This is a genomic window from Dinghuibacter sp., from assembly GCF_035492835.1.
Lineage (GTDB): Bacteria > Bacteroidota > Bacteroidia > Chitinophagales > Chitinophagaceae > Dinghuibacter.
The window spans coordinates 1-25,404 of the sequence record NZ_DATJIY010000125.1; the positions used below are offsets into that span (position 1 = coordinate 1).

At 55.9% G+C, this 25,404-nt stretch carries 19 protein-coding genes and 1 riboswitch; of the genes, 13 read left to right on the forward strand and 6 right to left on the reverse strand.

The window, feature by feature from the left end; translation table 11 throughout:
• From VL547_RS11380 to VL547_RS11390, 3 genes are all read left to right on the forward strand, one after another.
• Positions 1 to 1,287: cation-translocating P-type ATPase (locus VL547_RS11380; RefSeq protein WP_325577793.1), on the forward strand; the 1,287-nt coding region annotated here is incomplete at its 5' end.
• Positions 1,284 to 1,865 (forward strand): CDP-alcohol phosphatidyltransferase family protein, encoded by a 582-nt coding sequence (locus VL547_RS11385; protein WP_325577794.1) that lies wholly within the window; start codon positions 1,284 to 1,286, stop codon positions 1,863 to 1,865. The genes VL547_RS11380 and VL547_RS11385, both read left to right, overlap by 4 nt.
• Positions 1,866 to 1,961: 96 nt before the next feature.
• Complete coding sequence (locus VL547_RS11390; RefSeq protein WP_325577795.1) at positions 1,962 to 3,242, forward strand: sodium:proton antiporter; 1,281 nt, start codon at positions 1,962 to 1,964, stop codon at positions 3,240 to 3,242.
• 5 nt (positions 3,243 to 3,247) lie between these two features.
• On the opposite strand, the gene VL547_RS11395 is transcribed toward VL547_RS11390, so the two are convergent.
• Together VL547_RS11395 and VL547_RS11400 are read right to left on the reverse strand one after the other, a co-directional pair.
• Entirely contained in the window at positions 3,248 to 4,471 is a 1,224-nt protein-coding gene (locus VL547_RS11395) for a T9SS type A sorting domain-containing protein (protein ID WP_325577796.1), read from the reverse strand.
• A 90-nt stretch (positions 4,472 to 4,561) separates the two neighbouring features.
• Positions 4,562 to 6,760 carry a TonB-dependent receptor gene (locus VL547_RS11400; RefSeq protein WP_325577797.1) on the reverse strand — a complete coding sequence of 733 codons (2,199 nt, stop codon included), beginning with the start codon at positions 6,758 to 6,760 and terminating at the stop codon, positions 4,562 to 4,564.
• A 111-nt stretch (positions 6,761 to 6,871) separates the two neighbouring features.
• Here VL547_RS11400 and VL547_RS11405 point away from each other — a divergent pair, with 111 nt between their 5' ends.
• A complete protein-coding gene (locus tag VL547_RS11405; RefSeq protein WP_325577798.1) occupies positions 6,872 to 7,525 on the forward strand; it encodes a metal-dependent transcriptional regulator in 654 nt (217 codons plus the stop codon).
• An 18-nt stretch (positions 7,526 to 7,543) separates the two neighbouring features.
• Entirely contained in the window at positions 7,544 to 9,436 is a 1,893-nt protein-coding gene (locus tag VL547_RS11410) for a beta-N-acetylhexosaminidase (protein WP_325577799.1), read from the forward strand.
• A gap of 6 nt (positions 9,437 to 9,442) precedes the next feature.
• On the opposite strand, the gene VL547_RS11415 is transcribed toward VL547_RS11410, so the two are convergent.
• A complete protein-coding gene (locus VL547_RS11415; RefSeq protein WP_325577800.1) occupies positions 9,443 to 11,755 on the reverse strand; it encodes an alpha-L-rhamnosidase C-terminal domain-containing protein in 2,313 nt (770 codons plus the stop codon).
• A 108-nt stretch (positions 11,756 to 11,863) separates the two neighbouring features.
• On the opposite strand from VL547_RS11415, the gene VL547_RS11420 reads away from it, so the two are divergent.
• On the forward strand, positions 11,864 to 13,441 hold the full coding sequence (locus tag VL547_RS11420) for a GDSL-type esterase/lipase family protein (protein WP_325577801.1): 1,578 nt from the start codon (positions 11,864 to 11,866) through the stop codon (positions 13,439 to 13,441).
• On the opposite strand, the gene VL547_RS11425 is transcribed toward VL547_RS11420, so the two are convergent.
• Both VL547_RS11425 and VL547_RS11430 read right to left on the reverse strand, forming a co-directional pair.
• The gene (locus tag VL547_RS11425; RefSeq protein WP_325577802.1) at positions 13,433 to 14,122 is read right to left on the reverse strand and encodes a LytTR family DNA-binding domain-containing protein; all 690 of its coding nucleotides are present in this window, start codon (positions 14,120 to 14,122) and stop codon (positions 13,433 to 13,435) included. The genes VL547_RS11420 and VL547_RS11425 overlap by 9 nt on opposite strands.
• A complete protein-coding gene (locus tag VL547_RS11430) occupies positions 14,119 to 15,264 on the reverse strand; it encodes a sensor histidine kinase (protein ID WP_325577803.1) in 1,146 nt (381 codons plus the stop codon). The genes VL547_RS11425 and VL547_RS11430 overlap by 4 nt, the downstream gene beginning before the upstream one ends.
• 152 nt (positions 15,265 to 15,416) lie before the next feature.
• Here VL547_RS11430 and VL547_RS11435 point away from each other — a divergent pair, with 152 nt between their 5' ends.
• The gene (locus tag VL547_RS11435; RefSeq protein WP_325577804.1) at positions 15,417 to 16,202 is read left to right on the forward strand and encodes a GLPGLI family protein; all 786 of its coding nucleotides are present in this window, start codon (positions 15,417 to 15,419) and stop codon (positions 16,200 to 16,202) included.
• Complete coding sequence (locus VL547_RS11440) at positions 16,199 to 18,805, forward strand: carboxypeptidase-like regulatory domain-containing protein (protein ID WP_325577805.1); 2,607 nt, start codon at positions 16,199 to 16,201, stop codon at positions 18,803 to 18,805. Before VL547_RS11435 ends, VL547_RS11440 begins: the two co-directional genes overlap by 4 nt.
• A 114-nt stretch (positions 18,806 to 18,919) precedes the next feature.
• Here the strand turns inward: VL547_RS11440 and VL547_RS11445 are convergent, their stop codons facing one another.
• A complete protein-coding gene (locus tag VL547_RS11445; protein ID WP_325577806.1) occupies positions 18,920 to 19,525 on the reverse strand; it encodes a class I SAM-dependent methyltransferase in 606 nt (201 codons plus the stop codon).
• 48 nt (positions 19,526 to 19,573) lie between these two features.
• On the opposite strand from VL547_RS11445, the gene VL547_RS11450 reads away from it, so the two are divergent.
• The 5 genes from VL547_RS11450 (at position 19,574) to VL547_RS11470 (ending at position 25,367) form a co-directional block, all read left to right on the forward strand.
• Positions 19,574 to 20,515, forward strand: a complete 942-nt coding sequence (locus VL547_RS11450; protein WP_325577807.1) for a GlxA family transcriptional regulator — start codon at positions 19,574 to 19,576, stop codon at positions 20,513 to 20,515.
• 57 nt (positions 20,516 to 20,572) lie between these two features.
• Positions 20,573 to 21,388 carry an AraC family transcriptional regulator gene (locus VL547_RS11455; RefSeq protein ID WP_325577808.1) on the forward strand — a complete coding sequence of 272 codons (816 nt, stop codon included), beginning with the start codon at positions 20,573 to 20,575 and terminating at the stop codon, positions 21,386 to 21,388.
• Between the two features lie 6 nt (positions 21,389 to 21,394).
• A complete protein-coding gene (locus tag VL547_RS11460) occupies positions 21,395 to 21,841 on the forward strand; it encodes a nuclear transport factor 2 family protein (RefSeq protein WP_325577809.1) in 447 nt (148 codons plus the stop codon).
• Positions 21,842 to 21,873: 32 nt separating this feature from the next.
• A riboswitch (cobalamin riboswitch) is annotated at positions 21,874 to 22,066 on the forward strand.
• A 133-nt stretch (positions 22,067 to 22,199) separates the two neighbouring features.
• Positions 22,200 to 24,479: a 5-methyltetrahydropteroyltriglutamate--homocysteine S-methyltransferase gene (gene metE, locus VL547_RS11465; protein ID WP_325577810.1), complete on the forward strand. Its 2,280-nt coding sequence runs from the start codon at positions 22,200 to 22,202 to the stop codon at positions 24,477 to 24,479.
• A gap of 9 nt (positions 24,480 to 24,488) precedes the next feature.
• Positions 24,489 to 25,367, forward strand: coding sequence for an alpha/beta hydrolase (locus VL547_RS11470; RefSeq protein WP_325577811.1), 879 nt, complete (start codon positions 24,489 to 24,491; stop codon positions 25,365 to 25,367).
• Positions 25,368 to 25,404: the final 37 nt, after the last annotated feature.

The window sequence follows — 25,404 nt, forward strand, 5'->3', positions numbered from 1 at the left end:
CCCGAACGCATTTTGTCCATTTGCCGGTTATCAAAAGAAGAAGAAACACGCGTCCGCCGGCATATCGATGAATTGGGATCCCAGGGCTACCGGGTTTTAGGCGTGTGCTCCGCCCCGTTCCATGGCGACGTCTATCCCTCGGATCAAGACGCCTTCGACTGGCAATTCAAAGGCCTGCTTGCCCTGTATGATCCCCCCAAGCCCGAAGTCCGCGAAGAACTGGCCCGCTGGCTGGACGCCGGCATAGACGTCAAGCTGGTTACAGGCGACTTCCCGGAAACAGCCCGTACCATAGCCACCCTGGTGGGTTTACCCACGACCGGCGCCGTCCTCAAAGGCGACGATGTCATGGCCATGCCCCCTGCCGCCCTGAAAATCGCGGCTCGCAGCACGCACTTGTTCACCCGGATGTTTCCCGAAGCCAAATTGAAACTCATCGATGCGTTGAAGGCCAGTGGCGAGATCGTAGCCATGATGGGCGACGGCGTCAACGATGGTCCGGCCCTTCGCTCCGCCCAGATCGGCATCGCCATGGGCGGCAGGGGGACCGAGATAGCCCGCCGGGCGGCGGACCTCATCCTCACCGACGACAACCTCGCAAAAGTCACCGAAGCCATCCGACAGGGTCGGAAGATCTACTATAACCTAAAAAAGGCTATCCGCTACATCATTTCCATCCACGTACCCATCATGATCATCGCGTCCGTCCCCCTTCTGCTCAACTGGAAATACCCAAACGTCTTCACCCCTATTCACATCATATTCCTCGAATTAATCATGGGTCCCACGTGCTCCGTTTTCTTCGAAAAAGAACCCGTCGAATCCCACATCATGGAAAAGAGGCCCCGCAGGCACACCGGCGGCATTTTCACAATGAAAGAACTGGCCGTCAGCTTCCTACAGGGGGCCGCCATCGCGGCGGGCATCCTGATCGTATACTTCCATTATATGCAAACAAACCACACCCTTCCCTACGTACGCACCCTGGTATTCATCACCCTTGTCACGGCCAACGTTTTCCTCACCTTCATCAACCGTTCCTTCGAACATTCCATGCTGACGACGTTCCGCTACAAAAATCCCCTCGCCTGGTGGCTTCTTGCCGTATCCGCCCTTTTCCTGGTAATCCTCGTATTCTTTCCTCCCATCCAGCGCGTTTTTGGCCTCGTCAGGCTCAGCGGCAACGACTATCTGCTTTGCCTGTTGACCGCCATCGGAACAACGTGGTGGCTCGATTTATACAAAATCCTCGTTAAACAACATTCTCTCGAAATCCCAACTCCATGACCAAAACTGCCCTCCATACCGTCAATGGAATTACCCTCTACCGCATCTTCATCGTGCCGATGCTCCTTGTCCTGATCGTCTGGCACCATTGGACGGTTTTCCGCTGGCTCCTCATCCTCAGTTTTCTAACCGACGCCATCGACGGTTACCTCGCCAGGAAGTACCGCGTCGTCACCAAAGCCGGCGCTACCCTGGATTCCATAGGAGACGACCTAACGGTACTTGTGGCCATTATCGGGTTATTCATATTCAGACCATCCTTTATCCGTCAGCAGACCGCGATCATCATCGTGCTGGTGGCGCTTTATCTCTTAACGGTCATCACGGCCCTGGTCAAATATGGTAAACTGACGGCATACCATACCTGGCTTGCCAAGATCGCCGCTTTCCTTCAAGCTACCTTTCTCATGCTTTTCTTCTTTTTGCCGTACACTCCGATAACCCTATTCCTGATCGCCTCGATCTTCACTGCCGCGGACCTGATCGAAGAATTCGCAATGACCCTGCTCCTGCCCCGCTGGCGGCCCGATGTACGAGGAATCTATTCCCTGCTAAGAAAAGCAAAATCGGCGACTTAAAGCCGTTCACACCGGGCGGCGACAGATTTATTCGTCGTTCCATCCGTTATTTTTTATATTATGCAGGAAATTCCCCTATAGGGTTATCGATTAATCATGCAGTTATATGACGTCCTTGCTTTATTAACCGTTCTCGCCGCCCTTTTCGGATACATCAATTTCAAGTTCCTGCGGCTACCCGACACCATTGGCGTCATGTTGATTTCCCTCGTCGTGTCGCTGGCCGTCATATCGATCGGCGTCATTAAACCCGCGCTGTTTGACCAAGCCACCCAACTGATCCGGGGTATAGACTTTTATACCATCCTCGTCCGGTTTATGCTCGGTTTTTTACTTTTTGCCGGCGCTATCCACATCGACGGGCGCCAACTGAAGAAGCAAAGCGCCTACGTCCTCACCTTCTCCACCATTAGCGTCCTCGTCTCAACTGCGCTGATAGCCGTGCTGCTGTTTGCCCTTTGCCAAATGCTAGCGCAGCCGGTCGCCTTTATCTATTGCCTCCTGTTTGGCGCCCTTATCTCCCCGACCGATCCAATAGCCATCCTTAGCATCCTTCGCAAAGCCGGGATACCGGCCTCACTGGAGGTGCGGGTCACCGGTGAATCCCTTTTTAATGATGGCGTGGGCATTGTCGTTTTCCTTTGCGTCTACCAAGTCGCCAAAGCCGGCGCCGGCCATCTCCATCCAGGGGATGTATTGCTGCTGTTCACCCGGGAAGCCGGCGGTGGTATCCTGCTGGGGACCCTATTGGGTTATGCCGGTTTTTACCTGTTACGGACCATCGACTACTACCAGGTCGAATTGATGATCACGATCGCCATCGTCATGGGCGGCAACCTCCTTGCGGAATATTTGCATGTCAGCAGTCCGCTGGCCATGGTCATGGCGGGCCTTATCACGGGTAACAAAACCCGTTTTCATGGCATGACCGACTCCTCGAGGGACTACATCGACAAGTTCTGGGGCATGGCGGACAACCTCCTGAATGCGTTACTTTTTTTGCTGATAGGTCTGGAAATGATCGCCATTCCATTCAAATGGCCCCTCCTGCTCACCGGTTGCCTGGCGATCCCCATCGCTCTTTTGGCCCGCTATATCTCCGTCCTCATACCCATCAGGTTGTTACACTTCCGATCCGGCTTTGAGAAAAATGCCATCGGCATCCTTACCTGGGGAGGCCTCCGCGGCGGTCTGTCTGTCGCGCTCGCCCTTTCCGTGCCCGCTGTCATGCAAGGTCAGTTCCTGGTCGCCATAACCTATATCGTCGTCCTGTTTTCCATCCTCGTCCAAGGGCTCACGATTGGGAAATACGCCCGTCGCCTTACCGCGAACAGCCCGAACGCCGCGAAGGCCCCCGGCGCCCCAGACGCCCCATAGAAACCCTACTCCTTCACTATCTTCCTCCGATACACCCCCTCCCCCGTTTTCAAAACCATCACATAAATCCCCGGAGAGAGCCGCTCCAATCCATTCACATGGACGGTTTGGGGACCTTTGGCCAGGGCAAGCTCCTGCCGCAGCGCCACCTGTCCCCGGGTGTCCACGAGGAGCAGGACCGCCCCCTCTGCCCTGTCTTGGGCGATGTTGAAAATGACTTCCCCCTTGACTGGATTTGGCGCTACGTTAAAGGCGTCGCCTGTATGGATGGGGATGACGTCGCTGTAGGTGACGGCGCCCGTTGCCTGGTGTAATTTCAGCCGGTAAAAGAGCTGCCCGGATGACGCGTTGTCCCGGTACGTCAGGACATCACCGTCTACGGTTCCGATATCGGCAAAGGTCTTGCCGTCAGTGGATCGCAGGATGAAGATGGTATCCACCTTGCTGTCCGGTTCGAGCAACCAGTCCAGCTGCACGCCCGTCCCCTCGAAATTACCGCTAAAGCTGGCCAGGGGACCCACCGGCAGGACGATGTTGCTGTTGGGGTAGGTAAACGGTCTGAAATAAAGACTGGCTACCCGCGACGGCGGAACCTCGTTGATGTTGTTGATCACCCCAGTCCGGTATACCATCGTGGTCATACTGGGGCTGATATCGGTAAACATGACCGCGGTCGCCGCCGCGGTGGTGTCTATCCCCGGGTAGTTAGCGCCCGTGTGGGTCTGGGCGGTATACGCGGTCCCGCTTTGGGTGATCGTCAACTGGCCGCCCAGGGTATTATAATTTATATAGGATCCGGCCCCCATGTCCAGCATATCGAACTCGAACAGCGAGTCCTTACCCACGATAAGCCCGTCGATGTCCAGGGCGGTTGCGGCGATATTGGTTTGGGTCTGGGGTGTCGACGTCCCCGTGGCGACAAAGGTGATCTGGAATTCCACATACCCATTCGACAGGGCGGGGACGACGAGCGTCGGTTGAAAAGCGCTGTCCCAGCCGGTTGTCGTTTGATCCAGGGGAGTGCCCAGGCTGATGGTACCGGTGATCTTGTTGATGGTGACCAGGGCGTCCGTAGTGGGTCTTACCTTGGAGAACCGATAAACGGCGCCGGCCTTTAACGCCGTCCCCGACACCAGCGTCGGATTGGCAAAATAGTAGGTCTGGGCATATGTTCGGGCAAAACAAAAAAGCAGGCATAGATAGATCGATAGGATTCTTATCTGTTTCATAGAAGTAGGATTGTCGTAAAGATATATTTGATTTTCCCTATGCGAAATAGCCACGCCGCTACAGATCGGAGGCTTTGTAGCCGCCGTTTGTCATTGCGCAAGGATCACCTTCACGCAAATATTCCTGCCCATCTCATAGATCCCCAGCCGTCCATTGGGTGACGCCGTATAGTACTCGAAATACTGCAAACGGCTCAGGTGCGACTGGTACGCCGTATTGAACAGGTTATTTACCTGTGCCTGTAGTTGTATAGTCCGGCGCTTGCCGCGCTGCACGTCCGTATGCGCCGACACATTGAACAACGTATAAGCCGCCGTCGGCGTCTCCGTGCCATACAACCCCAGGTAACGGCCCTGCGCCCAGTTGTGGTCCATCTCCACCCGGAATGTCACCGACCGGAAAGAATACGCCACCCCACCTAGCAACCGTGGCGGCGGAATAAAAGGCAGGTACTCCCCTTGATCGCCCGCATCCTTATACCTTGCATTCCGGTTAAACCCATACACACAGGTGAACACCGCATCCGCGTACAACCCATTCCACCGCCGCGGATGCAGCCTTAGCTCGCCGTCCCCGCCATGCAACGCCGCATTGGTTTGCTGGAACTGGAACGTCTTATTCCCCGGCACGATCACCAGCGGGTTACCCGAGGCATCCAGCGCCTGGTCCTCGTATATATAGCCCCGGATCGAATTATTGAACACATTCACCCCGAACGAAACGTCGTCGAAGTCCCCGTTCACCCCCACATCCTCCTGCAGGCTGAATTCCGGGGAAAAACGCAGGTTGCCCAGGTAATAGATATGCGCCCCGGGATCCAGCCCGTTCGATGCGATCTCCGTTATGTTTGGCGAGCGGTATCCCCGGGCGATATTCGCCTTCATGCTCACGTGCTCGCTAACCCGATACGTAGCCCCCACGCTTCCCGTCCATCCCTGGAAGTGCAGCGTGAATGCCGAAAACGGCTTACTACCCGCGGACGCCTGCTGCGCAAACCCCGTTACCCTGTCCGTATCGGCATACATATCCGCGCCCCGTTCAGTCCGGTGGTCATACCGCAACCCCCCGGCGACGGTCCACCGGCCCTGTTTCCATTTGCCATAGGCATAGGACCCGACATCGAACAGGCGGTAATCCGGGATCGGGAAGTCCGTTGCCGTGCGGTCGTTGTTATTGGCCTGGTACATGCCGTTCACTCCGAACGATGGCTCGATGGCCCCCCATGACGGCGCATTGTACCGCAGCCCATAGTCCAGCGTCCGCAGGATGATATATTCCCCAGGCTGTGCCGGCGCCGTCGGGTGGTCGAACTCCCGCCTCCGGTTCTCTTCATACCCCAGCGATGCCTTGATCTCACCTGCGCCAATGCCATACGAATTATCCGTGTACAACCGGTAGTCCTGGATATGCTGCGACAACGGCGACAACCTATACGAATCCAACACCCGCCGGGACGCCACCGGCCGCTCCTTGATGTCATCGTACACCGTTTGTCCCGCCCGTTCCCCCAACGTCTCATACACCTGGTACGTAAACTCCCGCGTCAGCGAATCCCGGCTGCCGTCCGGGATACCCTGGTGGTTGTCATACCACGTCGCATTTAGGTGCGAATACCCCCGCCGCCAAACACGCCCTAAAAAAGCCGACGCATTCCCCATCTTAAAACCGGTATTATACACCCTTCCATCCACCGGGTCCGTATAGTTGCGGGCGACGCGCTCCGATCCCCGCAACGCCCAGCTCCAGTGCGTCCCGCCCCGCCACAGCATCAGGCTATTGCCGATCAGCCCGTTGTTCCCCTGATATTCCGACAGCCACCGGGTATGCAGCACTCCATCCCGTATGTGCGGCGTCGCCGGAAACAGGCTCAACACCCCTGCGATCGCATCCGACCCGTACATCAGGCTCGCCGGACCTTTGATCACCTCCGCCCGCTCGATGATATAATCGTCCATCGGCACCCCATGCTCGTCACCCCATTGCTGCGTTTCCACCCGTAGCCCATCATACAGCGTCAACACCCGGTTGTAGCCCATCCCGTTAATAAACGGCTTAGATACGTTGGGCCCGGTTTTCACCGCCGCAAAACCCGGCGCGTAGGCTGCGATGGCGTCGATCACGTTGGGGGCCGAGGTCTGCGAGAGCTGCTTATTGGTCACCGCCTCCATCGCCAGCGGGTTCTCCCGGATCGCCGTCGCCCGCGATACCCCCGTCACGATCACTTCACCCAGCTGGGCCACCGTATCGATGCCCCCCCGCTGGGCATCCACCCGCTCCCTCGCAGCCATACAAAGAATAAAAGCCAAAATGATCCGCATACGCTGTTTTTTCGACAAAACTATATTGTTAGATTATTCTAACAAAATAATTTAATGATATCGTGTCGTATCTTCATATTGATGAACTCTTTGACGGAAGAAAACTACCTGAAGGCCCTTTTCAACCTCGCCGGTGAAAAAGGGGAGGTCGGCGTGAACGATCTGTCCCGCCACCTGGACATCAAGATGCCCACCGTCACCAGCATGATGAAAAAGCTGGCGGAAAAAAAACTCGTCCATTATGAAACATATAAGCCCCTGCGCCTCACGGAAAAAGGCCGCAAGGAAGCGGCGTTGATCATCCGCAAGCACCGCCTCACCGAAATGTACCTCGTCCAAAAAATGGGTTTCGGATGGGAAGACGTCCACGAGATCGCCGAGCAGATAGAACACATCCATTCTCCCGCCTTTTTTGACAAGATGGACGAGCTCCTTGGCTATCCGAAGGCCGACCCGCACGGCGCCCCCATCCCCGATAAGAATGGCAAATTCGCCTGGATCGCCTATGACCGCCTCTGCGACTGCCATCCCGGCGACACCGTCCGATTGCTGGCGGTCGTCCACAGCGCTTCGGACTTCCTCAAATTCCTCAACCAACGCCACATCCACCTCGGGCTCCGGATAAAGGTCCACTCCGTCGAGCCTTTCGACGGCTCGATGGTCGTTGCTTACGACAACCGCCATGAAACCCTCAGCCGCATGGTCTGCGAACGCCTTCTCGTGGAAAAACAGTGAAATTCACTAAATTGGACCATGAAGAAAATTAGCCTGGTCCTTCACCTTTGCTGCCTTACCCTACTCTCGACCGCGCAATCCGCCAGAAAGTTTGCCATCATCCCGGAACCGGTTCAGCTAACGGAGATGCAGGGGGTCTATGTCTTTCCCAAAATCATTGTCGTGAGCGCCCCCGCTCAGCCCGAGGTAAAATATATAGTAAGCTATCTGCAAAAAAAACTCCCCACGGTGGTCGATCGCCCGTCCTCCGACGTGTATAGCATCAAAATGAAGCTGAACACCACTGCCGACACGGCGATCGGTGACGAAGGCTACCGCCTCAAGGTATCACCGCAACACGTTATCATCACCGCCAACAAACCCGCCGGTTTGTTTTATGGCGTGCAAACGCTGCTACAACTTTTCCCCAAGGAAATCGAAAGCCGGACCCTGGTGCGTAAAAGCTGGACAATACCTTGTGTCGACATTACCGATTATCCCCGCTTCCAGTGGCGCGGTCTGATGTTCGACGTATCACGCCACTTTTTTACAAAGGATGAGGTAAAGCAGTACATCGACTATATGGTGCGCTACAAGTTCAACCTCCTGCACCTGCACCTGACCGATGACGAAGGCTGGCGCGTCGAAATCAAAAGCCTGCCCCGCCTCACCCAGGTGGGCGCCTGGAACGTAAAGAAGGTGGGGTATTTCGGCACCTTTTCCCCGCCGGCGCCCAACGAGCCTCGCGATTACGGCGGATTCTACACGCAGGACGACATCCGGGAGCTGGTACGATATGCCAAAGACAACTTCGTAAACATCCTCCCGGAAATCGACGTCCCCGGTCATAGCCTCGCGGCCGTCGTGGCGTATCCGGAACTCTCCTGTACGCCCGGCGCCGATAGATATTCCGTCCGCTCCGGCGAACCGATTGCCGACTGGAGCAAACCCGGGGGCCCCATTGCCTTAATCGACAATACGCTGAACCCCGCCAGCGATAAGGTATACGACTTTTTGGACAAGGTGGTGACTGAAGTCGCCCAGCTATTCCCGTTCCCTTATATCCACATGGGTGGAGACGAGTGTATGAAGAACTTCTGGGCCCAAAGCGATGAGGTAAAGGCGCTGATGCAACGGGAGGGGTTGAAGACCCTGGAAGAAGTACAAAGCTATTTTGAAAAACGCGTCGAGAAGATCGTGGAGTCGAAGGGTAAGCGGTTCATGGGCTGGGATGAGATATTGGAAGGCGGTCTGGCCCCGGACGCGGCTGTAATGAGCTGGCGCGGTATGTCCGGCGGAAAAGCGGCGGCCAAAATGCACCACGACGTCATCATGAGCCCCACGACCTTTGCCTACCTGGACTATATGCAAGGCGACGAGGCCCTCGAGCCTCATATTTACGCATCGCTCTTCCTGTCGAAAGCCTACCAGTTCGAGCCCGTGCCGGACAGCGTCGACAGCAGCTACATCAAAGGCGGCCAGGCCAATTTGTGGACGGAACAGGTCTACAACATGCGCCATGCGGAGTACATGACCTATCCACGCGCCTTTGCGATCGCGGAGACCCTATGGTCGCCAAAATCGAAGAAAAATTGGGAAGACTTCACGCGCCGCGTCGAGCAACACTTCGCGCGCTTTAAGGAAGCCGATATTAACTACTCACCCGCCCTGTACGATCCCGTCATTACGGCCTCGCTCCAACCGGACAGTACCGTAGTGGTCAACGGGACGACGGAAATCCAGGGACTGGATATATACTACACATTTGACAACAGTTTTCCCGATAGCCACTATCCAAAGCTGACCGGGGCGGTGGCCATCCCCAGGGATGCGGCGCAGCTGCGCGTCATCACCTACCGCGGCGACACGCCGATAGGCAGGCTGATTACCATCCAGGTATCCGACTTAAACAAACGGGCGGGTAAAAAATGACGGACATCAATCAAAAAACACCCCGCTCATTGCCGCATTGTCCCCCCGCACCTGGTCGATCCGGAGCCTGATGCTCCCATGAAACCTGAAAACGAGGTATTTCCCGCGCCGGTAGTTACGGATCATTTGGACGGGAGCGATCAAATTCAGCGACCCAAGGTCAAAAACCTCTACGGCGCTCCGCCTGCCCTTGCCATCCCAATCCAGGAAATACAGGGCGATCCGGTGTTCCGCCGTATCGGTTGTGCCAATATCCATGGTCATGGTCTGCTGACAGGCAGTTGGATCGCGCGTGACGATGGCGCCTAAGGTATCGCCTTGCTTGTTCAACCTGATCCGCGAGACAAAGGACGGTATCCGTTCAAGATTTTTACCCTTGTCATAATAATTGAATAAGACATACCCCTCCTGGCCATATTTGCCTTTCCAATTCCCTTTGGTAAGGCTGTCCTGTTTGAATTTGGTAATCGTATAGTCCCAGCCGGCGGGTGAAGCTTTAACGGGTTTGTTCAGGGAACCATAGATCAGTTTCCAGTGATAGCGGCCGGGCGGCAATGCCCTGAGGACAAGACCGCCATCCTCCTGTCCGGCGCCGCCCAGGAGCTTGCCGTTCAACCAGGCGGCCTTTAACCTGCCGGCGAGCGGTATGACTACGGTCTCCGCCTCGGTCCCGTCCGGCACCACGAGGCTACCCGTGCCGGCAGCGACGTTCACGTCGACACAAATCAACCCATTACCCGTCGGTGTGGCGCCCCGGACAAACGTCAGGCCCGATCCGACATGCGGGATCACCTGGAACTTCTTGAATCCGGGACTCAACGCCTTTATACCCAGCACCTCTTCGGACAGCCATGGCACGACCCCCGCGCTCCACGGATGGGTAAGGCTGGTGTAACCGCACTGGTTGTTCACGGGGGCGCCGTTCCTGCCGAGGATGGCATTCCAGCTGGGTCTGTACACCTCGAAAAAGGTGGTGCCTCCGTAGGCGATCTGACCGCCCCAGCAATCCCTTATGGCGCCGAGGGCGTCATCGTACCTGCCCATATTCGCCAGCGCCTGGATGACAAAGAACTCGTTGAAGGGCGAATAGGATAACCGGTTGACCCTGCTGTCGAAGCCGCGCCGGTATAAAGCATCGTTTTCCGCGGGGGAGCACATCCCGGTATTGACCGCATCCGCGGCGGCGTGCAAACCGAATCCGCTCACCCAGGCCTTTTCGGAACGGATTTCTTCAAACTTCCGGTCCGCCCAGCGATCGTACTTCTCCCGGGAATCATCCCTCCCCAGCGCCGCCGCCAACCGGCCGAAGGCTTTCCAGCAACGGATGGCCAGCATTTGATAGGCGTGGGTGGTCTCCGGGTTGTCCGGGTTTTCAAAACCGGCGCCCAGTCGCTCATCCCATCCATAAAATCCCAAATTTCCAGGCTGTTCAAATCTCTCGTAAGCTTTGGCCAGCTTCGCTTCGGCATTCCCGAAATAGGCCCTGGCAAACGCCGTATCGCCGGAATAGCCGACATAGTCGACAAGGCTCAATACCCAGTACAGCGCATAGCTGGCAATACCATTGTCAAGGGTAGCCGTATGGGCGAGGTTCTTCTTCACCACGTCAAAATTCCCAAAGGCCACCAGCGAAGCGGCCTGTGACGGGTAGGCGTCACCCGTCCATGAGATACGGTCGCTTCTTTCCATCAATATCGCCCCGAGGTAGTCTTTCATGATGTTGAGCTTGACCGTATAGGCGCCGGTATACCAGATCCTGTTCAATATACTGTCGCTACAATCAAAGCTGCCCTGGTAGTTCGTCGGCTTGACCTGGCACACCAATCGAAAATCCCGGAGCGTCCACCGCCGCCGGTGGGTCACGACGTGCAACCAGCCAAACCGGACGCCCTCGTATAGCTCCGGATTCAGTTCTAGCCGGTAGGTATTTCCGTGCCGGACGGGCGCTAGGGTCTTGAAACGATGTACCGCCCCTTCATTGACGACCGCGGGCTCGTTGTACTCGCTGATACTAAGCTCGATACTATCGGGGACGCCGGTCGACTCGAATTCGAGCCAGCCGGCATTGGTTTGTCCAAAATCAAACCGGATGTCACCGGCGCCGTTGACGACGATGACCCGCCCGCGCTTGAAATGCTCCATATCGAAACTACCGGGCGAACCGGTATAATAGGACTTAGGCAGCAGCCAATAGTGTTCAAGGCTGTCGTCCGCCGTCGGATGGGCCCAATGGCGGTTGAAAATAGGATCGGGGGACTGCGCAAAAACACCGCCGGCACAGCCTGTCGCCCATAAAAGGAAAAAGGAAAATCGGTACATGGTATAAAATCCCAAGATAATACCCCGTTACCCGGCCAAGCTCTCCAAACCGACCAATTTATTGCATTTTTTGACATATCCGGACCCAGGAACTCGTAAATTCCGCTCATGAAAAAGATCCTGTATCTCGCGATTGTCTCCCTCGCAATGGTCTCGGCGAAAGCCCAGCAAACCGTCATCCCCCTGTACACCGGCGCCGCCCCCGGCTCCGAAAAATGGACATGGACCGAGGCCGAGAACGACAGCAATATGTACCACGCCCACACCATCTATAACGTCAGCAAACCCACGCTCACCCTCTACCCGGCCGACAGCACCGTATGGCCGACCGGAACGGCCGTGATCGTTTGCCCCGGCGGCGGTTTCCAGTCGCTATCCATCATGCAGGAAGGCTACGCCGTGGTAAAGTGGCTGCAACACAAAGGGATTACGGCTTTCCTGCTGAAATACAGGCTGAATCATACCATCGGTCATGATCCATACAAACAGGAAAACGAGGAGCGCGGTAAAAATGAACCCGAAAGGGCCAAAATCATCCAGATGGCGATAGCCGACGCCCGGCAAGCCATTGCCTATGTCCGTAGGCACGCCTCGGAATACGGCGTACGGCCCGATCGTATCGGGATCATCGGTTTTTCAGCCGGGGGTACCCTGGCAGCGTCCTGCGCATACGGCTACACGGCGGACACCAGGCCCGACTTCGCAGCGCCCGTCTATGCTTATTTCCCGCCGGAAATGCAACAAACCCCACCCGTCGACGCTCCGCCGGTGTTTATCGCTGCCGCGAGCGATGACGGTTTTAATTTGGAGACACACAGTACTGCGCTATATGACACCTGGATCAAGTCAAAACATTCCGCCGAGCTTCATATTTATGCCAAGGGCGGTCATGGGTTTGGCATGAACGAGCAGGGGTTGCCATCGGATAGCTGGAAAGACCGGTTTGCCGATTGGCTCGATCTGAAAGGATACCTGAAACCGATCACCGATAAGAAACCCAAAGCGATGGAACGGGCGGAGAATTTCGCCAATTTCCAGAAATACTTCGAGAACCTGCTCCATACCGACTGGCCCTGGCTCACCAAATATGCCGATGCCAACGCCAAAGTCCCCCCACCCACGCCCGGCGAAAAACGCGTAGTGTTCATGGGTAACTCCATCACCGAAAACTGGGGTAGTATGGATTCTTCCTTCTTTAAGGACAACGGCTATATCTGTCGCGGTATCGGCGGACAGGTATCGGCGCAGATGCTGGTCCGCTTCCGCGAAGACGTGATCGACCTGCATCCGGTAGCCGTTGTCATAGAAGCCGGGACCAACGACATCGCCGAAAACAGGGGCCCCGTTCCGCTGGAAGACGTATTTGGCAACATCGTCTCCATGTGTGAATTGGCCAGGGCCAACGGTATCAAGGTAGTCATCGGTGCGGTGCTACCCGCAAGCGACTTCAACTGGCACCACGGTCTCGACCCCGCCGAAAAGATAAAGACCCTGAATGCCATGCTGAAAAACTATGCGGAGAAAAACCACATCGTATACGTCGATTACTGGTCCGCCGTCGTCATGGACGACAAAAAAGGCATGAAACCCGAGCTGACCTTGGACGGGACGGTACATCCCAACCTCAGCGGGTATAAGATAATGGAGCCATTGGTCAAAGAGGGCATCAGGACAGCGCTACAATAACTTATCCAGTCCGAGCCTTGACCGAAGGGCCTCGCGATAAGTGCTACCAATGGGGATCTTCACCCCCGCGACCGTCACCTGGTGCACCTCGATCGTCGTAATGTGCCTGATCGCCACCACGAAGGACTTATGAACCCGTACAAAATCCGCTGCCGGCACCAGGTCGAAGACGTCGACCATGTTTTCCCGGACGAGGATATCCCTGTCCGCTAAATGGACGGTGATGTAGTTCCCCTCCTTCTCCAGAAAAAGGATATCCCGCACCCTGACCTGGTACGTCTGCGGCCCGCTTTTGATAAAAAGAGCCGGGGGCTCGCCCAGCGCGACGGCAACGCTCGCAACCGCTTTGTTTACCGCCGCCAGGAACCGCTCGAATGTAATGGGCTTTAACAAATAGTCCACCGCATGGAGGGTATAGCTCTCCACCGCATAGTGGCTATACGCGGTCGTAAAAATGACCATCGGCCTGGGGGAGAGGGTTTGCAACAGCTGCATCCCGCTCAAATCGGGCATATTGATATCCAGGAAAACGAGATCGACCTTTTCCAGGCCGAGGTATTCGACGGCCTTGACCGGTTCGCGGAAAACCGCTTTCAGATCCACGAGATCGCTCTTGGAGCAATACCGTCCGATCACCTCCAGGGCCATGGGCTCGTCATCGACGGCGATACAGGTAATCAAGCTAAATCAATTTGCAGGTTCACGGAATATTCTCTCTCCCGCGGCGCGGCCGTCAGCGTATATCTACCGGGATACACCAGCTCCAGCCTGCGCCGTACATTGTCGAGGCCGATGCCGCCCTCTTCGTCCGAAAGCCTTTTAACGACGCCGTGATCGGTATTCTCACAGGTAAAGACCAGTTTATTCCCTTCCACCATTATACCCACGTCGATCCGCGAATGGCGGCCGATCGACACGCCATGTTTGAAAGCGTTTTCCAGGAAGGGGACAAACAACATCGGGGCGACAGCGACCCCTGCGGCGAGGGCCGGCGCGGGATGACGGAACACGACGGCGACTTCACTGTCCGCATAACGCAGCTTGTGGAGCGCGATGCAGTCCTTGAGGTACGCGATTTCCCGTTGAAGGGAAACCGTCTCCGTATTGCTTTCATAGATCATGTACCGCATCATACCCGATAAAGTTGAGATGCCGTCGGCCAGATCGTCATTCCCTTTTCTTTGCGCCATCGAGAACAGGTTGTTCAGCGTGTTGAAAAGGAAATGCGGGTTGATCTGGGACCTCAGGAACCTGATCTCCGTGCTGAGCTGCTGCGCTTCGGCGTGGCTGCGACGCAAGTCGTTCCGTATCCATTCCTTGATAAAAAAATAGGCCACGGTGATCCCCAATATCGACAGAAAAACGGCTGCCATAGCCAACTGCATCCCCGTCCAGTCGCCGGCCGATAAGACCGGCGGCGCCGGGAACGGGGTACCGTCCGGAAGATAATGCACCGGCTTGGGCAGCCCCGGCGGATAACCGGCATGACCGATCAACAGCCGGATCACGATATAATTCCCGCCAAACAATAGCATAGCCCAACCGGCGACGATCGCTACGCCCGGCCCCCTGCTTTTTAGCCGAATGACCCTGGGGAACAAGAAGAGGACATTGCCATAGAATAACAGCATCAATGCAGTCAGGACCACCCACAGGTGGGGAAAGGATGTGCGACCGTCTATGCCCAGCAGGCTGCCGGATGACTTCCCGACAAGGATTTTAAAAGAGTACATCGTAAGCGCCTTCAACGCATAGTAGACCCCCGCCCAGAAAAGGGCGTGGATAACCGCCTCGATAAGGCCCCGGACTCTTTTACCGTTCATGGAGACAAATATATCATATGGCGTCAGACCCGCCTACGCAAAGATGCGAACGGCCGGTTTTTGACATCCCGGCAAAGGATAACAAAAACCCCCTATTCGCCCCGACGGCTTTTTAACGCCGGGACCATCCCGTAGACTTGCTTCAAAAAAACATGAAACTACTACTCCCCCTCGTCCTATCGCTCGCGGCCGTCAGCGCCTCCGCGCAGCGACCCGACGCCGCGCGCATCGCCATCCGTTACAAATTCCTGCACGTCCGGGACACGACCCACCGGGACAGACCCTATACCGAAAATATGATCCTGCTCGTCGGGAGCACATCGGGCGTGTATAAATCCAACGAAGGCCCCGCGCAACAACAGGTGTCGAACAATCCCGACGGTACGACCCGGACTAACATGCATTTTTTCGGGACGCACGTCGAGTACTATCAATTCCCCCACGAAAAGAAACTGATCAGGGCAGACTGGATCCCAATGACCACCTTTATCATCACCGACGCGCTGCCGGCAATCGACTGGCATATCATGAAAGACACCGCCTCCTTTGGCGGTCTCCATTGCCAAAAAGCAACGGCGCATGTCAAGGGAAGGGACTATACGGTGTGGTTCTGTCCCGACCTGCCCCTGCACATCGGCCCCTGGAAACTAAACGGTTTGCCCGGCGTCATCGTCGAGGCCTATGACGCAAAGAACGAAGTCAGGTTCACCTTTGACGGCGTCGTTACACCGGCCCAGACGGCCATCCTGCCACCGGCAAAGGGCGTTAAAACCACCGACAAGGACTTCGCCAATTTGCAGGAAACAGCCAGGAAAGACCCCGAGGCCTATTCAAAGCTGATGGCGCAGTACAACGTCGGTAACGGACCCAAAGTCGATATCAAACCCGGCTCGGGACCCGTCATCAACAACCCTATCGAGCTACCCGAGTACAAATGAAAATGATCTTGATCGCCGTGGCAATCTCGGTCTGCGCGTCCTCTTTTGGCCAGGCGATAAAGGGCACGATAAAAGACAGTACCGGCCTCGGCATCCCCAATGCCAGCATAAACCTCCGGTCGCAGGGCGTCATCGTCGCCTATACGGCCACCGACACCGGGGGTGCATACACGTTGCACCCCCCTTCCGGTCTGACGCCAAACGATCTCGCACTGGAGGTACGCTGTATCGGCTACCAGGAACAAACCATTCCCGTAAGAGCGCTACCCGCCACGATCGATTGTACGCTGGCCATGTCGGCCAGCGAGCTGGCGCCGTTGGTCATCCGGGATAACCGGCCGGTGCTGCACTCCCATGGCGACACCCTCGACTACAAGGTCACCGACTTCAGGAGCGTCCAGGACAGGGTGATAGGAGACGTGATCAAACGGCTGCCGGGCATTTCGGTCACTTCGGACGGAACCATCTATTACAATGGCAGGGCCATCTCCGGCGTATACATCGGAGGAGACAACCTCCTCGACGACAACTACAGCATCGCTACGACCTCCGTCCCGGCTGACAAGGTCGATAAGGTGCAGGTGATCGACAACATCCAGCCGATCAAGGTGCTGCAAAACAAAGTAAATACTAATGACGTGGCGCTCAACCTGGTCATGAATAAAACGGCCAGGTTGCACGTGATGGGCCAGGAAAGCATCGGCGCCGGGCTACCGGGCAACTACGATGCGGACCTGAAAGCCATGGCCTTCAAAAACGACTACAAGGCCATCAACTATCTGGAGGGTAACAATACGGGGTATGACCTCCGGCAGGAGCTGGTGTCGCACAACGCTTCGGCCGGTCAACAACGTCTGGGCGCCGATATACCCACCCCGTTACTTTCCCTCGGCGCCGCAAACGACCCGGCGCTCTCGCGCCAGCGGTATCTCTTTGACCGGTCCGGGATGTTGAACGCCAACGACCTGGTCGACCTGCGGCACGACTGGCAGCTCCGGCTGAACGCCTGGAACCTGCGGGACCGCGAGCGCCAGGACTATAGCCAGGTCACGAGCACATACCTGCCCGGCGACACCGTCCGCTATGCCGGGACGCAACACAACCAGCTAAATTCCGGTTGGCTCCGCGCACAATTCACCGCGACGCTCAACAGCAGTACATGCTACCTGAATAACGTCACGCTGGTGAATGACAACCGGTGGACTGATTATTCCCATGTCAACACCAATGGTTCGCCGATGGACCAGGCGCTCAGGGACAACGCCCTCGGCTTTTCCAATGAATTCAATTGGATGCGTACGGTCGAGTCGGACCATATCATCCAGGCCTACTCCTATGTCAGCCGCATGACCGAACCCGAAACCCGGTCGATCGGACCGTCGTACAACGACTCGCTGTTCAATCATGGCGCGCCCTACGCGCAGTTGATCCAGACCGTCGATGTACCTACCTGGTACACCAACGACTATGTCTCGTTCAAGGTCCCGGGCGATGTCATGACCCGGAGCTTTAGGGCGGGTTTCAGCGAACAATCGCAAATGCTCACCTCGAACCTGAACGCCGCCTTCGATAGCGCGGCCAACAACTTGTCCTGGGAAAAAAAGAAGGCATACGCCGAAGCCGCCTTTGACATCGTCGGCCAAAAACTCAGGGCCACCCTGACCCTGCCCTTCACCTACCAGCAGCTCCACTATGCCGATCCCGGTTATGCGCTTGACAAGAAGTTGACCCGCTGTTATTTCAATCCAGAGTTGATCGGCAAATACAAGGCCGGCCCCGAAAACTTCGTGACCTTCCGGTACGGTTACCGGAACCAGACGGGAAGTATCGAGGACGTGTATCAAGGCTACCTCCTCAAGGACTACAGGACCTTAAGCGCCAATAGTCCGGACCTCACGCTCCGCCAGAATCAGGAGGCCGCCACCGGTTATTACTACCGGAAAGCCATGAGGCTCTTTTTCTGGAGTCTGAGCCTGGCATACAATCGTATCGGCGCCAATAATATTGCCTCGGACATTATCACCGATAGCTACCAGCGGCTCGTGATGTTGCCATTCCGTAACCACACCGATTCGTGGACGGTGGATGGAACCATCAGCAAATATTCCTTTGCTTTGCAAACGACGTTTAGCGGTGAAGTCAGATGGCAGGACAACCGCTCCATACAGTTTCAGAATGGCGCCTTGCTACCCTTCAACACCACGGTCAGCGTTCTGAACCTTGGCATGGAAACGAAATGGAGCGACCCGCTCCGTTTCAGCTACCGCGTCACCGGGACCCGAACGGCGTCCACGACCCGTATAGACCAATGGCTCCAACAATCGACCATCTTCTACAACCCAAAACCAGACCTGCAGTTCAAGCTGTCCGGCGAATATTACTATACGCACAGCGGCGCGAACCCGGATCTGAATTATTTTTTCGCCGACGCCTCTCTCAGATACCACTGCACAAAACGGAATATCGACTGGGAGCTGGACGCCACCAACATCCTGGATGTGAGGACCTACAAGGCCGTTACCCTGGTAGCCAACACATTTACAGCCAGTTCATACGCCTTACCGGGGAGAATCATCCTCCTGAAAATCGTATTCACGCTGTAAACGTTTTTTGTATATTGATCACCAGTCACCTACCAGATTATCCCCCCGCCCCCTCACCTCCGCAACCTCGTCCAGTGCTTCTGGGCACCGGAGAGCACGAGTTCAGGCGGGCTTTTAACTGATCGCCTTTTGGCATTTTATCAGGTAAAACGGGAAATTCTCGGTCACCTCGGCGATCCCAAACAGGCCCACCTGGCCGAACTCCGCACTGATAGACTCTCTGTCATAAAAGTACATGTTAACCCCTTCGAATATTTCGTACCTGTCCTGGCTGACAAACCGCCCCTTTCCATAGGTGGGCGCCGTCTTTGAAATAGCGACAAAAAACATATAACCACCTTCGGCCAGTTGACTATAGCAGTCGCGTATCAATTTCTCCCGTTCCGCGCCATCCAGCAAATGGATCAACGCGTAGCAAAATATGCCATCGTACTGGCGGTCGTCGTAAGGCATATCGGCCACCGATCCATGATAGATGGTCATGGCCGGCCCATAATGTTGCCTTGCCATGTCGATGGCGGTTTGGGATATTTCAATCCCCGTTACCGCCATACCGCTGTCCCTGAAAACCTGCGCGTTTCTGCCGTAACCAATCCCGGGAATGAGCACATGCTGAACCGACTTGCCGACAAAAAAATCCCGTGTCGACACCGCGGACGCCGAAGGTTCAAAGCCCCACATTTCCTGTTTCCCGATAAAGCTCTTCTCCCAGAATTCCATACGACCGTTACCTTTGGAGCAAAGTTAGGTGTTTAACATCCCCAAACCATGCGTATAGCCATTGTACAATACGACGACGCCGTCCCCACCTGCGTAACCGGCCCCGCAGACATATGGAACGGCATGAGCCGGATGTATCCGCTGATCACCGGGAATCCCATGAAAATGCCCATCCAAACCGAATTTGTTTCCTCGTTCGAAACCAAAACCACCTACGACCTCGTCATCGTTCCCGCCATGCGTTTTGAAAAAATTGAAACCGTCCTGGCCCGCGAAACCGCCCTCGTCAAATGGCTGCAACGCCAATACGAGCAAGGCGCCGAGCTCGCCAGCATCTGTGTAGGCGCGTTCCTGCTGGCCTCCACCGGGCTGTTGACGGGAAAAAAGGCAACGACCAACTGGCTGTTTGCGGACAAGTTCCGCAAGCATTTCCCGGACGTGACCCTCGAGGACGACAAATTGATCGTCGACCAGGCGAGGCTGTATTCTTGTGGCGGGGCATTCGCCTTTACCAGCTTTATGATCTACCTGATCGAAAAGTTTTGCGGGCGCCCGGAAGCCATCATCGCCTCCAAAATTCTGATGATCAACGTACACGATCGCCCGCAAAGCAGTTTTTCCATCTTTCAGTTTCAATACGACCACGCCGACGAAGCCATCGCCAAAGTGCAGCAATACATAGAAAAGAACTACAAGCAGCCCCTGACCATGCAAGACCTGGCCGCCCGTTGCCACATGAGCGTGCGGAACCTCATCCGGCGATTCGAGCAGGCCACCGCCAACACCCCCCACGAATACCTCCAACGCGTCCGCATCGAAGCCGCCAAAAAATTCCTGGAAACCAAAAACGAAGGCATCGCCCAGATCGCTTCGCGCTGCGGCTACGAAGACGCCGACTACTTCCGGAAGGTCTTCCGTCGATACGTTTCGATGACCCCTCGCGTCTACCAGCAGCGCTACGGAAAAACCACCGGCCTGCACAGCAAATGATTTTGGCCCGCACAGCAAATAACGATCCCATTAAAATTCTAATTTTAAGGTATCGCCATGCGTCCCGTCATCCAGCAAATAGGAGATTCCTTTGTTTATTCCTGTACGTTCGACAAAGCGTACACGTATGAACAATTTGTCCCGGAACACGTACTGGCATACCAGATATCGGGACAAACGCGCATCTATCATCAGTCGGGCGAAATGGTGCTGGAAGAGGGCCACCTGTTGCTCGCCCGGAGAAACCAATTTGCCAAAAGCATCAAGATTCCCGCGGAAGGTAAAAAATACCAGTGCATCTCCGTAGTACTGAGCACTACCCGGTTGCGACAATTTTCAAAGGCAAACGGGATCGTGTGCGTTGAGAAGTATTCGGGGAAGAAAAATATCCTCTTGCGAAAGGACGACTTCTGGAAGGGCTACTTTCAATCCCTCCTCCCTTACGTAGATCGATGGAGCAATGTCAGCGCAGGACTCCTGAACCTGAAGGCCACCGAAGCCATCGAATTGCTCTTGCACCTAAACCCGGGTCTCGAGACCTTTCTATTCGACTTTGCGGACCCATATAAAGAGGACCTCGAGGCTTTCATGCTCAACAATTTCCAATATAATGCTCCCCTCGAATACTTTGCCAGGCTAAGCGGCAGAAGCCTGACGGGTTTCAAACGAGATTTCGCGGGGGTATTTAAGACTTCCCCCGCCACCTGGCTCAAAAACAAGCGCCTTTCCGAAGCGCTATACCTCATCCGGGAGAAAAAGCAAAAACCCCGGGACATCTATATCGACCTGGGCTTTGAGAACCTTTCCCATTTTTATACAGCCTTCAAGCAAAAGTATGGGAGGACCCCCGCCGAAGTAACCACCAAAAAATAATATACCATGACCATCGAGCAAAAAGTACAACACCTGGAGGACCGGACCGCCCTCCGGGAACTGATCGACGCCTACGCCTTTTGCGCGGATACCCGCGACGCCAGGGGCCAAATGGCTCTCTTCACCGAGGACACCCGTTTCGAAGTATATATGGATGAAAAACTGCCGGCGCCGACCCAGGTCGTTACCGGCAGGCAAAACCTGTTCCCCGTATTCGACGACCTGAACCAATACGCGTCCACCATGCACTTCAACGGCCAAAGCACCCTGCACGTCGACGGCGACCGGGCCACCGGCGTCACCTATTGCCGGGCCTACCACCTGAAAGTACCGGACGGCGTACAAAAGCTCATGATTGCCGGTATCCGGTATTACGACGACATGGTAAAACAAAACGGCGCCTGGTTGTTTGCCGGGCGCAAGCTAAAGGTATGTTGGATCGAGAATAGATAATTCCCTACCTTCGCCCCGCAAAGCTCTTTCTTATACTCATCAACGACGAAGGTCCCCGGTTCCGCGCCGGGGTTAATAGGGAATTGTGTGTAAATCGCAAGCTGTCCCGCAACTGTAAGTAACGCCCACCGTTTTTGCCCCGAGTTGTCCACTGCCTCCCCCGGAGGTGGGAAGGACGGCAAAAATGTTACAAGCCAGGAGACCTGCCTACGCCGAATGACAATGCTTCCGTGGATAGAAGCCGGTGTCGTGCGATGCAATACTCTCCCAACAGGGGACCCGTGCGTCCGTCAACTTCCTTTCACAGCAGCATTGTGCGTTGTAGCAAGAGCATTTTACACCATTAAAATGCAGCGAAATGCAAACACACAACCTAGGCTACCCGAGGATTGGCAGCCGACGTGAGCTCAAAAAAGCCGCCGAGCAGTACTGGGCCGGCAAGATTACCGCGACACAACTGATGGCGACGGGTAGATCCATCCGCGAACAAAACTGGAAACTTCAACAGGAGGCGGGTATCGACCTCGTACCCGTCGGCGATTTTTCCTACTACGACCAGGTGCTCGACACCAGCCTGATGGTCGGCGCCATCCCCGGGCGCTACCACGCGCTGACGACCGACAAACAGCTCCCGGACATCGACCTGCTCTTTGCCATGGCCAGGGGATACCAAAAAGACGACTACGACCTGACCGCCATGGAAATGACCAAATGGTTCGACACCAACTATCACTATATCGTACCTGAATTCACCGCCGGCCAGACCTTCCAATTGAACAGCAACAAGCTGATCAATGAATACCGTGAAGCCAAAGAAGCCGGTATCAACGCTAAGCCGGTATTGCTTGGCCCGGTATCCTATCTGCTGTTGGGAAAGGAGAAGGAAACCGGATTCGAAAAACTCGACTTGTTGAAACGCCTTCTCCCCGTCTACCTCGAGGTACTCAAAAAACTCGACGACGCCGGCGCCTACTACATTCAGTTCGATGAGCCCTGTTTGTCGCTGGACCTCACCCCCACCGAACAAAAGGCCTTCCAGAAGACCTACCAGGAGATCCACGCCAAATTCCCCGGCCTCCATATCATCCTGGCCAGTTATTTCGAATGCTACGGGGACAACCTCGACACCGCCCTCAGCCTCCCGGTGGGCACCCTTCACCTGGACCTGGTGCGCTGCCCGTCCCAGCTCGACGACATACTCACCAGGAAATTCACCACCGCAAAAACCCGCTTATCCCTGGGCGTAGTCGACGGCCGCAACATCTGGAAGAACGATACCCTTCAGAGCCTCGACCTCATAAAAAAAGCCACCGATGCCATCGGCCGGGAGCGCGTCTGGATCGCCCCGTCCTGCTCCCTCCTCCACGTCCCCTGCGACCTCGACCTGGAAACGGACCTGCACATCAAACAGTGGCTGGCCTTTGCCAAACAAAAGGTGCAGGAGATCAGCGCCCTTCGGAAGCTCGCAGAGAACCTCGCGGAGAACCCAGCCGACATAGAAATAGAAGCCGACACCCGCCGCACCTCGACACTTATCCATAACCCCGAGGTAAAAGCAAGGACCGCCGCCCTCACGGAGAGAGACGCCCGTCGGAATAACCCTTTCCCGGAACGCCGCAACCGCCAGCGCGAAACCCTGCGTCTGCCGCAATTCCCCACCACGACCATCGGCTCTTTCCCCCAAACCGCCGACATCAGGGCCCTTCGCGCTAAACTGAAAAAAGGCGAGCTGACGCAAACGGAATACGACAATAGCATCGCCAAAGAAACCGAGGAAGCTATCCGCTGGCAGGAATCCATCGGCATCGACGTACTCGTCCATGGCGAGTTCGAGCGGAACGATATGGTGGAATATTTCGGCGAACGGCTGGAGGGGTTTGCCTTTACCGGGAACGGTTGGGTCCAAAGCTACGGCAGCCGCTGTGTAAAGCCACCTATCATATATGGCGACGTTTACCGGAAGGAGCCCATGACGGTGCGCTGGTCCTCCTATGCCCAATCGCTGACTAAACGGTGGGTCAAGGGTATGCTCACCGGCCCCGTCACCATCCTGCAATGGTCTTTTGTCCGCAACGACCAGCCGCGCAGCCTGACCTGCGCCCAGATAGCCCTTGCCATCCGGGATGAGGTCGCCGACCTGGAAAAAGCCGGCATCCGGATCATCCAGATCGACGAGCCCGCGATCCGCGAAGGCCTGCCCCTGCGCAAGGCCAACTGGCAGGAATACCTCAACTGGGCCGTCCGCGCCTTCCGCATCGCTGCCAGCGGGGTCGCCGACGCGACGCAGATACACACCCATATGTGCTATTCGGAGTTCAATGACATCATCCAGGCGATCGCCGACATGGACGCCGACGTCATCACCATCGAGTGCTCCAGGTCCCAGATGGAGTTGCTCGATGCCTTCGCGACCTTCCGGTATCCCAACGAGATCGGCCCCGGCGTCTACGACATCCACTCCCCCCGCGTGCCATCTAAAACGGAAATGCTGACGCTCCTGAATAAGGCAAAGGACGTGGTACCCGCCGAACAACTCTGGGTCAACCCAGACTGCGGTCTGAAGACCCGGGCCTGGCCCGAGACAAAGGCAGCGCTGACCGCGATGGTCGAAGCCGCCGAAGCGCTCCGAAACGGCTAACTTTACCGGATGAAAATCACGCTCTTCGTCTCACTTATATGGCTCGCACAGGCATTGCATGCCCAACAGATATATAAGGACGTCCCCTACAAAGACACCCTGAAGCTCGACCTCTACGAGCCCGCTGGTACATCGCCCAGGCCCGTCGTCATCATCATACACGGCGGCGCCTGGGTGCGGGGGGACAAGTCCCTCGACGAGGGCTACTACCTGCCCCGGTTGCGCGACCAGCTCCTGCTCAACGGCTACGCCGTCGCCAGCATCGACTATACCCTCCTCAGCGCCACCGCTCACTTCCCCACGCCCATCGAAGATGGCGACGACGCAGTCCGCTGGCTAAAAACAAATGCCACGCAATACCGCCTCGACACCACCCACTTCGGTCTGTGGGGCGCCTCCGCCGGAGGACACCTCGCACTACTATGCGGCTATAAAGGCAAATTCGACTACATCATCGACAACTTCGGCCCCACTGACCTGAACATGCTTTTCAAAACCCATGCGAGTCCCATCACCACACTGATATTCAAAACCTTCCTTAGAAAGATCTACGACATCCGCAACCAGTTGATCATCGCCTTCACCAACCTCGACATCAGGCAAAAACGGGACCGTCCGGAAATAAGACGAACGCTCGCCGGCTGGTCGGTGTTAAATCAAAGCGGCCTCCACTACGTCCCTACCCTCATCCTCCACGGCACCCACGACAAGGTCGTCCCGCTGAAGCAATCGAGGAAGCTCCACAAACAGCTTGACGAAGCCTCCGCAGACAATGAATTCATCGAAGTCCCCAACGGCGACCATGGCTTCAACAACGTCGATCATCCCGGGATCGACACCATCGTCGCCAGAACAATCGTTTACATAAAGGCCCATACCAAATACTGAATTAAACATCTACTTTTGACGTCTGTCGCAAACGAAT

Excerpts from the sequence above, each read along its gene's own strand:
- VL547_RS11385 (WP_325577794.1), top strand. The coding sequence starts at position 1,284 with ATGACCAAAACTGCCCTCCATACCGTCAATGGAATTACCCTCTACCGC.
- VL547_RS11390 (WP_325577795.1), top strand. The coding sequence starts at position 1,962 with ATGCAGTTATATGACGTCCTTGCTTTATTAACCGTTCTCGCCGCCCTT.
- VL547_RS11395 (WP_325577796.1), bottom strand. The coding sequence starts at position 4,471 with ATGAAACAGATAAGAATCCTATCGATCTATCTATGCCTGCTTTTTTGT.
- VL547_RS11400 (WP_325577797.1), bottom strand. The coding sequence starts at position 6,760 with ATGGCTGCGAGGGAGCGGGTGGATGCCCAGCGGGGGGGCATCGATACG.
- VL547_RS11405 (WP_325577798.1), top strand. The coding sequence starts at position 6,872 with ATGAACTCTTTGACGGAAGAAAACTACCTGAAGGCCCTTTTCAACCTC.
- VL547_RS11410 (WP_325577799.1), top strand. The coding sequence starts at position 7,544 with ATGAAGAAAATTAGCCTGGTCCTTCACCTTTGCTGCCTTACCCTACTC.
- VL547_RS11415 (WP_325577800.1), bottom strand. The coding sequence starts at position 11,755 with ATGTACCGATTTTCCTTTTTCCTTTTATGGGCGACAGGCTGTGCCGGC.
- VL547_RS11420 (WP_325577801.1), top strand. The coding sequence starts at position 11,864 with ATGAAAAAGATCCTGTATCTCGCGATTGTCTCCCTCGCAATGGTCTCG.
- VL547_RS11430 (WP_325577803.1), bottom strand. The coding sequence starts at position 15,264 with ATGAACGGTAAAAGAGTCCGGGGCCTTATCGAGGCGGTTATCCACGCC.
- VL547_RS11435 (WP_325577804.1), top strand. The coding sequence starts at position 15,417 with ATGAAACTACTACTCCCCCTCGTCCTATCGCTCGCGGCCGTCAGCGCC.
- VL547_RS11440 (WP_325577805.1), top strand. The coding sequence starts at position 16,199 with ATGAAAATGATCTTGATCGCCGTGGCAATCTCGGTCTGCGCGTCCTCT.
- VL547_RS11445 (WP_325577806.1), bottom strand. The coding sequence starts at position 19,525 with ATGGAATTCTGGGAGAAGAGCTTTATCGGGAAACAGGAAATGTGGGGC.
- VL547_RS11450 (WP_325577807.1), top strand. The coding sequence starts at position 19,574 with ATGCGTATAGCCATTGTACAATACGACGACGCCGTCCCCACCTGCGTA.
- VL547_RS11455 (WP_325577808.1), top strand. The coding sequence starts at position 20,573 with ATGCGTCCCGTCATCCAGCAAATAGGAGATTCCTTTGTTTATTCCTGT.
- VL547_RS11460 (WP_325577809.1), top strand. The coding sequence starts at position 21,395 with ATGACCATCGAGCAAAAAGTACAACACCTGGAGGACCGGACCGCCCTC.
- metE (WP_325577810.1), top strand. The coding sequence starts at position 22,200 with ATGCAAACACACAACCTAGGCTACCCGAGGATTGGCAGCCGACGTGAG.
- VL547_RS11470 (WP_325577811.1), top strand. The coding sequence starts at position 24,489 with ATGAAAATCACGCTCTTCGTCTCACTTATATGGCTCGCACAGGCATTG.